The sequence below is a fragment of the Pseudomonas sp. 58 R 3 genome (genome assembly GCF_900006605.1).
Taxonomy (GTDB): domain Bacteria; phylum Pseudomonadota; class Gammaproteobacteria; order Pseudomonadales; family Pseudomonadaceae; genus Aquipseudomonas; species Aquipseudomonas salomonii.
This window is the reverse complement of the sequence record NZ_CVTT01000052.1, coordinates 159,953-174,264: the sequence shown is the minus strand read 5'-3', so window position 1 is coordinate 174,264 and position 14,312 is coordinate 159,953. Positions and strand designations below refer to the sequence as shown.

9 protein-coding genes are annotated in these 14,312 nt (G+C 52.8%); 5 read left to right on the top strand and 4 right to left on the bottom strand.

Features of this window, described 5'->3' with window-relative positions; translation table 11 throughout:
- Nucleotides 1–74: 74 nt before the first annotated feature.
- From BFP92_RS14675 to BFP92_RS14665, 3 genes are read right to left on the bottom strand one after another with little or no spacing between them, the layout of a single operon-like run.
- Nucleotides 75–965 carry an SMP-30/gluconolactonase/LRE family protein gene (locus BFP92_RS14675; protein ID WP_065930046.1) on the bottom strand — a complete coding sequence of 297 codons (891 nt, stop codon included), beginning with the start codon at nt 963–965 and terminating at the stop codon, nt 75–77.
- A 33-nt stretch (nt 966–998) separates the two neighbouring features.
- The gene (locus BFP92_RS14670; protein WP_239694267.1) at nt 999–2,171 is read right to left on the bottom strand and encodes an MFS transporter; all 1,173 of its coding nucleotides are present in this window, start codon (nt 2,169–2,171) and stop codon (nt 999–1,001) included.
- On the bottom strand, nt 2,168–3,418 hold the full coding sequence (locus BFP92_RS14665; RefSeq protein WP_065930045.1) for an NAD(P)/FAD-dependent oxidoreductase: 1,251 nt from the start codon (nt 3,416–3,418) through the stop codon (nt 2,168–2,170). The genes BFP92_RS14670 and BFP92_RS14665 overlap by 4 nt, the downstream gene beginning before the upstream one ends.
- A gap of 789 nt (nt 3,419–4,207) precedes the next feature.
- Here BFP92_RS14665 and BFP92_RS14660 point away from each other — a divergent pair.
- Nucleotides 4,208–5,026, top strand: coding sequence for an SDR family oxidoreductase (locus BFP92_RS14660; RefSeq protein WP_065930044.1), 819 nt, complete (start codon nt 4,208–4,210; stop codon nt 5,024–5,026).
- 138 nt (nt 5,027–5,164) lie between these two features.
- On the opposite strand, the gene BFP92_RS14655 is transcribed toward BFP92_RS14660, so the two are convergent.
- Entirely contained in the window at nt 5,165–6,181 is a 1,017-nt protein-coding gene (locus BFP92_RS14655) for an AraC family transcriptional regulator (RefSeq protein WP_065930043.1), read from the bottom strand.
- A 960-nt stretch (nt 6,182–7,141) separates the two neighbouring features.
- On the opposite strand from BFP92_RS14655, the gene BFP92_RS14650 reads away from it, so the two are divergent.
- The 4 genes from BFP92_RS14650 to BFP92_RS14635 all read left to right on the top strand — a co-directional run bounded on the left by BFP92_RS14650 (nt 7,142) and on the right by BFP92_RS14635 (nt 14,267).
- A complete protein-coding gene (locus tag BFP92_RS14650; RefSeq protein WP_065930042.1) occupies nt 7,142–9,070 on the top strand; it encodes a DUF1302 domain-containing protein in 1,929 nt (642 codons plus the stop codon).
- A gap of 37 nt (nt 9,071–9,107) precedes the next feature.
- Nucleotides 9,108–10,472, top strand: coding sequence for a DUF1329 domain-containing protein (locus tag BFP92_RS14645; protein WP_065930041.1), 1,365 nt, complete (start codon nt 9,108–9,110; stop codon nt 10,470–10,472).
- A gap of 421 nt (nt 10,473–10,893) precedes the next feature.
- On the top strand, nt 10,894–11,877 hold the full coding sequence (locus BFP92_RS14640; RefSeq protein WP_239694274.1) for a WD40/YVTN/BNR-like repeat-containing protein: 984 nt from the start codon (nt 10,894–10,896) through the stop codon (nt 11,875–11,877).
- A gap of 14 nt (nt 11,878–11,891) precedes the next feature.
- Nucleotides 11,892–14,267 (top strand): efflux RND transporter permease subunit, encoded by a 2,376-nt coding sequence (locus tag BFP92_RS14635; RefSeq protein WP_065930039.1) that lies wholly within the window; start codon nt 11,892–11,894, stop codon nt 14,265–14,267.
- The last annotated feature ends 45 nt before the right edge of the window (nt 14,268–14,312 follow it).

The window sequence follows — 14,312 nt, the reverse complement described above, 5'->3', positions numbered from 1 at the left end:
GGCAGGACCTCTGGCATACTGTTATGCAACGTTTTATGCGAGCCGCAGTGGAATAAGATCCGTCGTAATGCCTGTCAACTCAGCGTAAGGTCAGCGACGCTGAACCTGTATGAAGGAACACCTGCAACGTCGATCTCGCATGAAAGTAACGTCCCTTCTTGTCGCACATCATCAACATCCGATGCTAAAGATGTCACAAAAAGAGTTGGGACATCATCTCCCCCCAAACAAGGCATCGTTGTAGCTAAAACGGGCATTTGCAAGCTGCGTAACAGTTTTCCTTCGGGAGAAATCTGATTTATTTTTCCTCTGAAAATACCGGCACTCCAGTAATTTCCATGTACATCCATAGTCGCGCCATCGGGCCAACCAAACTCTTCATGATCGAACGTGAAAAAATCTCGCTCGTTCGAAATCGTACCGGTCGCAACATCAAAGTCAAACGCCTTGACTGTTGAACTTAACCCGTCCGAGTGATACATGATTTTTCCATCAGGACTCCATGCGAGCCCGTTGGAGATAAAAATCCCATCCTTAACCAGGGTTACTTCTCCGGATGCGGTAACACGGTATAACGCGCCGGAAATATTCATGCTGTTCTCGTCCATACTGCCGACCCAGAAGCAGCCATCCGGCCCAACTTTTCCGTCATTTAGCTGATTACCGGGACGGTCTACTTCCGGGTTCACGATAAACTCAAGTTCGCCCGTTGCAGGATCAAACAGATGTATGCCTGTTTTAAGCGCCGCGACTAGACGCTCGTCCTCAGATAAACCGATACTTCCAACAAGGGCGGGCATCTGATAACGATTGAGTACACCACTTTTTGGGTCGTACGAATGAATGGCATGGTTGTTGATATCAACAAACCAAAGCAATGACCGCCTATCATCCCATAGTGGGCTTTCCGCAATCTCAAAAGGCAAATTGGTACACACAGTCATCTGAGGGGACATATGATTCATTTTATTTTCCTTCACAGGTAAGTGAGAAACAACTCAGCTCGAATAGCTTAAAGGTTGCTTCCTCCGTTCTCGAAAAGCCGCCCAAACAAAAGGAATAGCTAGAACGATACCGATCCCCAGCAAGATCGCGAACTGGCGGCCACCAAATGAATGATAAAGTTGTCCAGCTATTGCTGTGCCGATGCCCGCGCCTACGAAGGTCAGTACAACCGTTCGAGCCACCAAGGTCCCATCGGAGTCTATTTCTGAAAGCAACCCGGTGAGAAAAGGAATAACTACAAAGAAGGAACAATTCAAAGCAACTTGATTTAGAAATAGGTATAGCAGCGTGTTCGACTCGAAAAAACCTATCAGTGCCACAATCATCACTAACTGCGCCAGGATTATAAGTACTAAACGATGAGCCTGGCTTCTACTCATGGCCGGAAATATCGCGCCGAGAAAACCGATAAGCGACGAAAGCGAAAGAAAGATACCGATGGTGGAGGTCGTCAGTCCGGCACGCTCACTCACCAGACCGGCAACTGCCCATTGAGAAGCCTGAACGCCATAAATCAGTATCGTTACAGCCCATATCGCAAAAATCAGCGCTCTTGACGGCTTACCCGTTGGTAACGTTGATCGCAGTCTATCGCCCTTTTCAGCAAAACATCCTATAGGCAGTACGTACTTTGATGTCACAATAACCAGGCAGAATACCGTAAAGAAAATGCCTCGATTAATCCACGCATCCGGTAGAAGCGAGACAAAGATCAGAATACTGCCATTCAATCCGCCTGCGATCAGATTGATTTGCCCCCAAACGCGTTCCGCACAAACGCGTTGTGAGAGAGCCGATGCAATCACTACGAAGATCATCCCCTCGAACAGGCCCGCCATGCTCCGTGCAGCCCCCATTACTTCAATGGTTGGAGCAAAATAACTTAAGGCCTGTGCGAAGCCCGTGCCGAGTACACCGATAACCACAAATAAAGGTGCGGCCTTGGCTATCAAGCGAGGAAATACAGCGCAGCTAATCGCGATGCCTATAATTTCCAGACCTGCAATCTGTGTTGCAACACTTTCATCTAAACCGAAACGGGACATCACCGCCGCAACCAGAAACGGTATAAGAACCAGGCCATTTGTCGCAATTGCGTAGCCTAAGGCCAGGCGAATTATTGATTGGATCGTCAATGCTTCCCTTACAATCAATTGCGCTTTCACCGCAAGGTCTCCGCGGAAGTCGTGTTCTCTGTTGGATTTGCACTGTAGTAGTTGGCATAACGAGAACGGCACTGTTCGAGCATATCGCTTTCGGGCAGTTTCTCAACAAACCGGGAGGGGAGCATTCGCGACAAGTTCATAGAAGGCTCACCCGCAATGATCCAGTGCGCCAGCAATTCACCTAGCGCCGGAGACACCGAGAAACCGCCAACATTGCAACCGCCGATAGCATACAAGCCTGCTACGCCGGGTACCGGGCCCAGAATATGATCGCCATCGGTTGTCATAGTAGGCAGCCCACCACGGTGTTCTTTTATAGCTGCATCACGAAAAACCGGGAATTGTGCTTCAACAGATTTCGCCAGGCGCTTCAATACATCAATATCCAACTCCAGATCTTCGATGCGGAAATCCTTGCCCATTGAGTTTGCACCGTAAAAAACTGGATCGGATTCATAACCGCCAAACATTAACCCGCCCCTGTCGGGACGGATGTATATATTGGCATCGAGAATTCGGACGGTGGGCTGCGCTGACGTGACTTCAGCGAGTGGCTGGGTAACCATCAACTGATGTCGAACTGGAAATGCCGGCAAAGCGACACCTGCGAAGGATGCTACAAGCCTTAGCCAGCCACCGGCTGCATCTACCACGACAGGGGCTTTGAGATCACCTCGGGAAGTAGCCACCCCAGTTACCTGCCCGCGCTCCACGATGATCTGCTCTATCTCGGTATGAGGCAATAAAGTAGCGCCTAACTTCTGTGCGGCGCGCGCATAGCCAAGCGGGAGTTGTCCTGGGTCTAAATAGACATCACTGCGCACGTAACCTGCCGCAAGAATATCCTTTGGATTCAAGAAAGGCATTAATTGAGCGGCTTCCTCGGCGGAAACAAGGTCAACGTCCAACCCCATATATTTGCCGAGCTCAACACCTCCGTGAATCAAGGCGGCATGTTCCGCAGTGCGAGCCAGCGTAAGGCTGCCTGATTGAAAATACTCCAGTGGCTCGCCAGTTTCTTCGGTAAATTCGATGATCTTTTTAACTGAGTGCGACGCGATATGCGTCATCATTTCTGAACGACGAACCTGACCTGTCAAGCCTGCAGCCCGAGGAGAAGTTTGGGAAGCGATCGCTGCCTGATCGACCAGAGCTACGTTACGACCCGCAGCAGAAAGATGGAACGCCACGCTAGCACCAAAAGCACCAGAGCCAATAACTACAACATCAAAGTTGCCGATTGTCATTCAACTATCTCCGTAATTATTATATAGGTAATTGAGACTGATGAAGCCTTAAACATTTATCTTGAGACGCCGTGGATGTTACGCCAGTATCCATGTTTAACTTTCTGCATTTTTAATAAAATATAATATCCTCGTCCCGAGGACGATAGAGCGCTTTCGGCCAGAGAGGGGTCTGCCAAGGCCATAAAAAAGGAAGACGATGTCGCCATTGGACCAGCGGTGGCGTCCTGTCTCGGCTGAATAGTGACTTGTTATCCGCAGGGGCCATGATGCCCAGGTCACTACGATGATGGCCGCTATGGATCAGTTAACCTTTTGCGCACGTGGCATTTAACCCTTGTCGCCGCGAACGAACGACCTGCCAAACCACTTCTGCCAAATACCCTTGCGAAGTTGCAATCGGTTTAAGACTGCCCCGAACTTAGTGAGCCGCATGCGCCGGGAGCTTACTGGCCTGACCGAACCCCTAAAATGGCCTTATTCCCCCTTGGTGGCTAAGCAGTCGCCCTCATAATCTCTTGAATACGGCGGACGGCCCTGCCATGCCGCTTCATGAACACCCACCCGGTGACCACCTCCCTTTGAGGAGGTTAGTAGGCGCAGTCGTTGCGGCTCCTATTCGAACAGTCACGTCACCTACACCTGGAGAAAACCATCGCTCAAGACGTCATAACGATCGGATTACGCTGACTGAAGAGGTCATTCGTTGGCAAAGCATCAGGAATCATCTTTTAGCCATTCCCCCTATTTTGATTGCCTTGCGTTGTGGCAATTGCAGGAGTAATACCCATGAAGAAAAAAAATAACCAGGTTATGTTGTTAACGGGTGCCGCCAGCGGTATTGGTGCAGCTACTGCGAAGCTCGCTATCTCTCAGGGTTATCGTGTCATGCTGGCAGACATTAATAGTAAAGGGGCACGCGAACTGGCGGCATCCTTGGGCGTTAATGCGGGCGCTGTGGGTTTGGATATCTGCTCGGAAAAACAATGGACGAATGCCATTGAGGCGACGATCAGTAAATTCGGCCAGCTTGATATACTCGTCAATAATGCGGCAATCGTTTATACCGGTTACGCACGTGACGTGCCCCTGGCACAACATCAGCGCACACTTGATACCAACTTCATGGGGCCACTTACCGGCACCTTGGCAGTCCTCAAACAGTTTAATGAGCAAGGTCATGGCCACATCGTTACGGTGTGTAGCATGACCGCGTTCATGCCTTTTCCCGGTATCGCCAGCTATGGTGCTTCAAAACAGGCGCTTCGAGCATTTCACCATGCACTCGCTCTGGAGGAACGCCATGGCCCAATCGACTTCACCATTTTGCACCCAACGTCAACGGAAACACCGATGCTTGAACAGGAAGCTAATGACGACGCTTCGTCTTTCGCCTTTGCCAGCGAGCCCGTCACTGCAGAATTCGTCGCACAGACACTGCTCACTGCCATTAAGAAAAAATCAATAGAAGTATTTATGCCGCCCGAGCAAGCGCGTGCAGTACGCATGCTAGGCACCGACCCGAAGAAGATGCGCGCCTTGTTCGATACCATGGAGGAGATCGGCAGGCAAAGCCAACGTGCACGCCGTGCAGAGGCGGGTGCGTAGGTTTCGGTAAACGCGATGCCACTATAGGTCTTGCTGCGAAGAGGGGCTCAACCACATGGGCTCCTCTTGCAATAAGACGAGGTCAATCAAGTGGTCAGGGGCTACTTCATTACCCCGCGGTGCCGGGAGACCTACCGCTTATTGGGACTTCCGAGGCCCATGTCCGGTCCAGCGCTTGAACGCTCTGCGAAAGTTGTGTGCGTCGCTGAAGCCCACTTCATACGCCACTTCGTCGATGGTCAACCGTGGGTTGGTGAGCAGGGCGACTGCGTGCACCATTCGAAGTTGATCCAGAACATTCTGGTATGACCTCCCTTGGTCTGCCAGACGCCTTCGCAAAGTCCGATCACTCATGCACAGTTGCGTAGCGACCGCCGATAGGGACGGGGTCTGGCGCAGATCTCGGCGTACGATGCGTTCTATGGATTCGATGAACTCATCCTCCATCGACTGTTTGGCAACATTCATCTGAAGAAAATCCAACACCTGCCGGTGGCTAAGCGGGTCGTAGGTCGCTATGCGTTTTTCTGCCCAATGGGCGTCGCAGGCAAAAATATTCTCCGACTGGTCATAACGTATAGGGCATTTGAATACCTGGTCGTAATGGGCTGAGTACGACGGCTTTGAATAACTCAGCTCAACAAAGCTGGGAGTGAAGGTATCGCCTGCCAGTGTTCGTACCAGGTTTAGAAAGACACCGAAGCTTTCTTCCACCAAAAACGGTTGGAGATCCGGCTCGTGAAACAGGCTTCTGGCACGAATCGTCAGGTATTTACCACTATCGACCCGTTCCAGTTGCAACAACACGCCCGCATGGCGCTGCATTTTGATGCCCAGATCGATCGCATTACCCAAGGTTGGACTGGTGAGCATTGCGTAACCCACCAACCCAATCGAACCAATGGTTTCCTGGGTGCCTATATCAAGCCCCAATCCACGTTCGCGATCCTTGGTGCATGCAAGTGCCCGGCGGATCAGGGACGCTGCCTGACGAAAGGACACCAGGCAGTCCGGGCTTGAAAGGTCTTCTATCTCAAAGCCCAGGCCCATGCATAAACGTACCGGGTCAATACCAAAGTCTTTGCTCATGCCGGTAATGCATCGCAAAAGATAAGTATGAAAATTGGCTGTGGTGTAACGCGCAGAACCGTCCATCTGAGCCCCTTTTTTGTTTGATTCTAAAGCCCTGTTCATGGTCGCGTGCAAGTATTTATCAACGCAACGGTGGCGTCCGTTCGAAGCGATGGGTTTGCAGCTGTTCAGCGTGACGGTTGGACAAGTATGGCCGCCATTGCCCCCATTATGGTCTCGGCTACCCTGAACAATGGCGGACGCCTGCCTTAATTTGGAGTGGAAAAGAGGCGTTTTCGAAGTAATCCTTTAGTGCGTCGCAGGGCAGGGTGTTCGCGGCCAAACTGGGGGCCTATCGGGAGAGTCTGCACGCGCTGCGGGAAACCTCCTATGACGTCCCCGGTGAATCTGATGCGGCTTATTGAGCTGGAGCCCTGAATATACGGATAACCATCAATCAGCACCATGAGCGCGTACTGGTGGGGGATCGAAGGCGCTGTTGATAGTGACCAAGAGTAAAAAAGACCGCTCTACGGGTCGGAACAGGCCAGACCAATCGGCATCTGGATGGCCGGGACTGACCCCAAACTGGCCTTTAGGCCTATGCACTTGTGGGTGGGTCCGGTTCTACACTCGAGTCCAACGACAAGCCCGCATAACCAGACACCAGGCAGGTGATGTAATGCTTTATGCATTGATTACGGGAGCCTCAGGCGGCACCGGAACTGAGTTGCCAAGCGAGTTTTTCATCAACAACGCAGGGGGCGGTAGTGTCGGCCTGATTTACCAAATACGTATTCCCAGTTCCTCGGCAGGATAGGTGGTGCCTGCTTCCAAGGGCTTGAGTTATCAGCGTGTCTGAAGCGTTGCCCCATGACTTGAGGCATACGGGCGTGACCTGTACGCATTAGATGTAAGCAGGTGTCTTTGGATCTGAATAAGTTCGTCCGCAGGCTCACATCAGGGTGAGCCTGAGAGTACGCGCACTCATCCAAAGAGATAGGGCGTGAAAAATAATAATAACTGCCTCGGAGCAAAGTGAGCATGAGCAAAGACGTTGAGGAATTTACGAAAGTGCGCGTTCGCGCCGGAATCAGTCGGGTATTGGCTGGCTTATTGCCCTCGGTCCTAGTTATTCCGTCTGTGGGAGCCGTTGAGTTCAGTTTTATGGACAGCCAAGTCAAGGGCTCCCTCGACTCGACCGTGTCCTATGGGGCGGCGTGGCGAGTGCAGAGTCAGGACAAGAATAATGATGCGTTTAACGGTAATGACGGCGATCGCAACTTTAGCCCAGGCCTAATTTCGCAAGTTTATAAGCTGACGTCGGAACTAAGTGCCACGTATCAGAATTACGGTGTCTTTGTTCGTGGCTCGGCTTTTTATGACAGCCAGATCATGAATAATCACACCGATTACTATGATCATTCAGACATTGTTGAGCCAAGCCAGAACTACCCCAAAGACAACCGTTTCACCTATGAAGCGCGACGGGATGCCGGACGAGGCGGGCAACTCCTCGATGCCTACATCTATGGCAAGTGGGATCCCTTTGATCATCCCCTGTCAGTACGAGTGGGCAAGCAGGTATTCAACTGGGGCGAAAGTGTATTTTATCGAGGCGGCGTAAATACCACCAACCCCTTGGATGTTACTAAATTCCGTTTACCCGGCTCGCAACTCAAGGAAGTCCTGGTACCGGTCGGGGCCCTAAGTTTCAACCTGGGCCTGACCGACAACTTATCCATGGAGGCCTTTTACCAGGTCGACTGGAAGGAAAGTTCTCTGGATCCGGTGGGCACCTATTATTCGACGACGGATCTGTTTGGTAAAGGCGGAAAGCAAGCCTACGTACAGGTACCCGAGCTGTCGCCTGCGTTCGCCGCATATCAAGGCATCGCTGCGGCGGTTCCGGGTATCGGCTTGGGTGCCGGACCCCATGGAATTAACAGTTTCATGGACGCCAACACCGGTATCTTCAAGGTGGCCAACGTTGGCAAGGATATCAAAGCCAGGGACAGTGGACAGTTTGGGATAAATCTTCACTACATAGCGCCAGCGCTTAATTACACGGATTTCGGTTTTTACTTTGTTAATTACCATACCAAGGAACCGTTGGAATCCCTCAGTCTCGCAAACTATAAAGGTATCGACCTCGCCAGCTTGTCTGGCGTGGCAGGCAGCAATGCGGGGGCGATAGCGACTCTGGATATGGTGGGTAACGCCGTGGTACAGCGCGCGTATGTGGAAGACGTCCACATGTACGGCTTCAGCTTCAATACCACCTTGGGTAATGCTTCATTGTTTGGCGAACTGGCGTATCGACCTAACATGCCCATCAGTATCAGCGCAACCAATGATTTACTGGGTGACATCCTTGGCCAGGGCATCGCAGGCACTACTAATATTTATGACTCCTCGGTGGCAGGTGGCCAGGCCTGCGTTCAGGTGTCAGGCAAGTCGCTGTGCCGTGACGGTACGTTGAATAACTATAAGAGGGTAGAGTCCTACAATGCGTCTGTAGGGACGATCTACAACTTTGGCCCCGCACTGAGCTTTGATTCGGTAATCGGCATTGCCGAGTTGGCAGGCGAACACTTGGGTGGAAACTTGACCTATACCGCCTTTACACCGACACCGGAAGTTCGAAAGTTTGCCGGTTCACCAGACTTATCTGATTCACCGATTTCCCGTAACTCCTACGGTTATACACTGGTGATCACGGGCACCTGGAATGATGTGTATGCCGGTGTCAATCTCTCGCCCTCTATTAACTATTCCGATGACGTTAAAGGCAATTCCGATCTGACCGGTAACTTCATGGAGGGCCGAAAAGCTTACACCTTTGGTGTCAAGGCAGATTATCGCGGCGGCCTGGAAACTGAGCTTCAATACACCACCTTCAGTGGAGCCGGTAAGGGCAACACTGTACGCGACCGTGACAATGTGAGTTTCGACGTCAAGTACTCCTTCTGATACACCATTTTTTAGATACTGCTTGCGGAGATTAACGATGTTTAAAGTAGCCTCATTGTTGAGCATGGCCATGATGCTCGGGACTGTTGCCGTCACCGCTCAGGCGGCAGTTCCTGCGCAGGAAGCGCAGCAACTACGTACGGTTTTAACGCCATTAGGTGGAGAAAAGGCCGGGAACGCCGATGGCAGTATCCCCGCGTGGACGGGTGCCGGCGTAACCCCACCGACCCCTTACAAATCTGGCGACCATTACGTCGATCCGTTTCCACAGGACAAGCCGTTGTTCACCATAACTTCCGCTAACCTGGCGCAATACAAGGACAAGCTGACGCCCGGCCAGATAGCGATGTTCAAGACGTATCCCGACAGTTATCAAATGCCGGTTTACCAGACTCGACGTACCGCTAGCGCCCCACAGTGGGTTTATGACAATACCCTGAAGAATGCGACCACCGCGCAATTGCAAGAAGGCGGCAATGGTTTCACCGATGCGTTCGGCGGTATCCCCTTTCCTATACCAAAGAGCGGCGTCGAAGCCGTCTGGAACCACCTCGCCCGTTACCGCGGAACCCATTTGGTCCAGCCACTTAATGAGGCTTCCGTAGAGGCTAACGGTAACTTCACTATGTACAAATTCCAGCAGGAAATTCTGTTCAATTATTATGATCAGACGTCCAACTATGCGGACTTGAAAAACGTCATGTTTCACTATTTCAGCACCGCCATCAGCCCTCCGCGAAGTGCTGGCGAGGTTGATCTGGTCTATGAAACCATGGACCAGGTCATGGAGCCACGGCTGGCTTGGGCTTATGAACCAGGCACCCGTCGAGTCAGGCGCGCGCCTACGCTGGCTTACGATACGCCCGGCGATAACGACGGTATTATGACCCTCGACAGCAAGGACATGTTTAATGGATCACCCGACCGTTTTGACTGGAAATTGATCGGGAAAAAGGAAATCTATGTTCCCTATAACAATTACAGAATGATTGCCGCCGGCGTTACCTACAAAGATCTGTTCAAACCCGGTCACCTTAACCCGGCTTACACCCGTAACGAGTTGCATCGTGTATGGGTAGTGGAAGGGACGCTTAAGAAAACGGCGCGGCATTTATATTCCAAGCGCACCTTGTACTTTGACGAGGACAGCTGGCAGATCGTCCTGGCTGATCAGTACGATGGGCGAGGGGAGTTGTGGCGCGTGTCGATTGCTTATCTGATTAACTTCTACAACCTGCCCACTATCTGGTCGGCCGTGGACGTGTTTCACGATCTGCAGTCTCGTCGCTACGTGGCACAGAAGATGGGCAGTGAAGAGCCGCGCAGCATTGACTTCGACCAGCCCAACCCCTCAAGCGATTACTTCAACCCTGCAGAATTAAGGCGGCGTGGTACGCGCTGACTGAGCGGTTGTTAGCAACGACAGTTCGCAGGCTTAACGCCCCGTTCTTGGCCCAATACCTGGGTTTGTGGGCGGCCGTGCCTGCGGGCTGATCGCATTGGGTTTAACTGGCCTTCGTCAGTGGAACAGGGATGGATATTCAATGACATTCAGAACACTTCCGTTTAGCCGCCGTGCTCATTCTTAAGTTGGACTGAAATTGAGGTTTCACGAGCGCCATAACGACCGTTGGGCACTGCTGGATTAAAGGTTCTCATCGCCTCTCGGCATACAAAACCAGGCGATATGAACCTGGCTTTCAAGAATGGATGACTCAATGAATGAATGTTTAAACAAGCGAGCTCGGCTCAGAATGAGTGGGGTATCCGGCTTATCACCAGCGTTAAACGTTCCGCCTTGCCTAATTGCTGTCTTGCTGCTCATGGTCTTCACGCTATTGGCTTTCAATGTGCCTGTTGCCGCCGCCAGCGACAGCATTGAAAAAACTCAGGGCTCGTCTGATTCCATTGAGTCCGCCAATGCATGGCGCAATTTATTGCTCGACGTGGTGCATGCTGGCGACCGACTGGTGGCCGTCGGTGATCGCGGGCATATCGTTTTTTCTGACGACCAGGGCGGCCACTGGATTCAGGCGTCGGTCCCGACTCGGCAAATGCTCACGGCGGTTTACTTCATTGATGCCAGACGCGGCTGGGCGGTAGGCCATGATGCACAGATCCTCGTGAGCGTTGACGGTGGAAGCACTTGGGCCCGTCAGTTCGAAGACCTCAAACGTCAGGCGCCCTTGCTTGACGTCTGGTTCAAGGACGCGAACTACGGCTTTGCCGTGGGTGCTTACGGGATGGCGATGGCAACCAGCGATGGCGGCCAGCACTGGAAGGACATCAGTGATCGATTCGACAACCCCGATCAGCTCCATTTCAACGCGATCACAGCAGTCAGGGACGCCGGGCTATTCGTGGTCGGAGAACAGGGCAGCATGTTTCGCTCCTACGACTCGGGGCAAACCTGGCAGCGTGTCTACGGGCCTTACTCCGGCTCGCTGTTCGGCGTAATCGGCACGGGCCAGCCGGCAACCCTGTTGACGTACGGTCTGCGCGGCAATCTTTACCGTTCCATTGACTTCGGCAGCAGTTGGGCACCGATAGCGCTTGAGGCCAACCATGGTCGCTTGGAGTTCGGCCTGTCCGGCGCGACTTTGCTGGTAGACGGTTCGCTGGTGATTGTCGGCAACGGTGGCAGCGTGATTCGCAGCACGGATGGAGGGCGGACCTTCAGCGTGTTTAACCGGCCCGACCGGATATCGTTGTCCGCGGTGACATCCGCCGGAAGCGGTCATCTGGCGCTAGTCGGTCAGAGCGGTATCCACATCACCACGCTGAACGGCGCTGAGCTGGGTCAATAACAGGAAACGCAGAAATGTCCATGAGCAGTCAAGACGGGGCGACGTTTCTCGAACGCCTGATTTTCAACAACCGTCCGGTAGTCATCTTTATTTGCCTGTTGGTGAGTGCGCTTTTGTTCTGGCAGGCCACACTGATTCGACCGTCCACCAGTTTTGAAAAAATGATCCCGCTCAAGCATCCCTTCATTGAGAGGATGATGGAGCATCGCGACGACCTGGCGAACCTGGGCAACACGGTACGTATTTCGGTGGAAGCCAAGGATGGCGATATTTTCACGAAGGCGTACATGGAGACCCTGCGCCAGATCAACGATGAGGTGTTTTACATCGCTGGCGTCGACCGCTCGGGGCTCAAGTCGCTGTGGAGCCCCAGCGTGCGCTGGACTGAAGTCACCGAAGAGGGCTTCGCTGGCGGTGAGGTGATTCCGCAGAGCTACGATGGCTCGCCGCAAAGCCTCGATCAGTTGCGCAATAACGTGCTCAAGTCCGGGCAGGTAGGGTGGCTGGTGGCCAACGACTTTAAGTCGAGCATCATTGAAGTCCCGTTGTTGGAGTCTTATCCAGACCCCAACGACCATGGCAAGTTGCTGGCCCTGGATTACCAGACGTTTTCCCATGACCTTGAAGAGAAGATTCGCAGCAAGTTCGAAGTGCAGAACCCCGACGTGCGCATCCATATCGTCGGCTTTGCCAAGAAAGTCGGTGACTTGATCGACGGTTTGACCCTGGTGCTGCTGTTCTTTGGTATTGCATTCATCATTACTCTGGTGTTGTTGTACTGGTTCACGCGCTGCGTATACAGCACTGTCGCGGTACTGATAACCACCCTCGTGGCGGTGGTCTGGCAACTGGGGCTGATGCACGCTGCCGGTTTCGGCCTGGATCCTTACTCAATGCTGGTGCCATTCCTGATCTTTGCCATCGGCATTTCCCACGGCGTGCAGAAGATCAACGGTATCGCCTTGCAATCGAGTGACGCCGATAACGCCCTGACGGCCGCACGCCGAACTTTCCGCCAATTATTTCTGCCGGGGCTGATCGCGATCTTTGCCGACGCAGTGGGGTTTATTACCTTGCTGATTATCGATATAGGCGTGATTCGGGAGTTGGCAATTGGTGCGTCTATCGGTGTCGCGGTGATTGTCTTCACTAACCTGATTCTGCTGCCGGTCGCCATTTCCTATGTCGGCATCAGCAAACAAGCTATCGAACGCAGCAAGAAGGACGCGATCCGCGAGCATGCCTTCTGGCGTCTGTTGTCCCGGTTCGCCAGCCCCGAAGTGGCGAAAGTGTCAGTTATCCTTGCGTTGATCGCGCTCGGCGTCGGCCTTTGGTACGGTCACGACCTGAAGATCGGCGACCTGGACCAAGGTGCCCCGGAGTTGCGCCCGGATTCGCGCTACAACAAGGATAACAACTTCATTATCGACAATTACTCCACCAGTTCCGATGTGCTGGTGGTGATGGTCAAGATGGCGCCCGAAGCGTGTTCACGTTACGCGGCGATGGCGCCCATCGATGAACTGATGTGGAAAATGCAAAATACTGAGGGCGTGCAATCGGCGATCTCCCTGGTGACGGTGGCCAAGCAAATGATCAAGGGCATGAACGAGGGCAGCCTGAAATGGGAAACTCTTTCGCGCAACCCTGATGTACTGAACAGCTCCATTGCCCATGCCGACGGCCTGTATAACGCCGATTGCTCCCTTGCCCCGGTGCTCGTGTTCCTCAACGACCATAAAGCGCAGACGCTTGAACGCGTGGTACAGGCCGTCAAGGACTTTGCCAGGGCGAATAACAAGGACGGCTTGGAGTTCATTCTCGCCGCCGGAAACGCGGGTATAGAAGCGGCTACCAACGAGGTGATCAAGGCGTCGGAACTGAGCATTCTTGTGCTGGTGTATGTCTGCGTGGCAACTATGTGCATGATTACATTCCGCTCCTGGGCGGCAACGCTGTGTATCGTACTGCCGTTGGTACTGACCTCGGTACTGGGGAACGCGCTGATGGCGCTCATGGGAATTGGCGTCAAGGTCGCGACGTTGCCGGTTATAGCGCTGGGTGTAGGGATTGGCGTGGACTATGGCATTTACACGTACAGTCGATTGGAAAGTTTTCTACGCGCCGGGTTGCCGTTGCAGGAGGCTTATTACCAGACGCTGAAATCCACCGGTAAAGCAGTGCTATTTACCGGGCTCTGCCTCGCTATCGGTGTCTGCACCTGGATTTTCTCGGCCATCAAATTCCAGGCCGACATGGGGCTGATGCTGACCTTCATGCTGCTCTGGAACATGGTCGGTGCGCTGTGGTTGTTGCCTGCATTAGCACGATTTCTGATTAAACCCGAAACGTTGGCGGGCAAGAAGAAGCGTTCGCTGTTCAGCCACTGAGTCATTGGGGGGCGTATCGCTGATGTGCTGGGTGAGCAGTTGCTG

Excerpts from the sequence above, each read along its gene's own strand:
- BFP92_RS14675 (WP_065930046.1), bottom strand. The coding sequence starts at position 965 with ATGAATCATATGTCCCCTCAGATGACTGTGTGTACCAATTTGCCTTTT.
- BFP92_RS14665 (WP_065930045.1), bottom strand. The coding sequence starts at position 3,418 with ATGACAATCGGCAACTTTGATGTTGTAGTTATTGGCTCTGGTGCTTTT.
- BFP92_RS14660 (WP_065930044.1), top strand. The coding sequence starts at position 4,208 with ATGAAGAAAAAAAATAACCAGGTTATGTTGTTAACGGGTGCCGCCAGC.
- BFP92_RS14655 (WP_065930043.1), bottom strand. The coding sequence starts at position 6,181 with ATGGACGGTTCTGCGCGTTACACCACAGCCAATTTTCATACTTATCTT.
- BFP92_RS14650 (WP_065930042.1), top strand. The coding sequence starts at position 7,142 with ATGAGCAAAGACGTTGAGGAATTTACGAAAGTGCGCGTTCGCGCCGGA.
- BFP92_RS14645 (WP_065930041.1), top strand. The coding sequence starts at position 9,108 with ATGTTTAAAGTAGCCTCATTGTTGAGCATGGCCATGATGCTCGGGACT.
- BFP92_RS14640 (WP_239694274.1), top strand. The coding sequence starts at position 10,894 with ATGGTCTTCACGCTATTGGCTTTCAATGTGCCTGTTGCCGCCGCCAGC.
- BFP92_RS14635 (WP_065930039.1), top strand. The coding sequence starts at position 11,892 with ATGTCCATGAGCAGTCAAGACGGGGCGACGTTTCTCGAACGCCTGATT.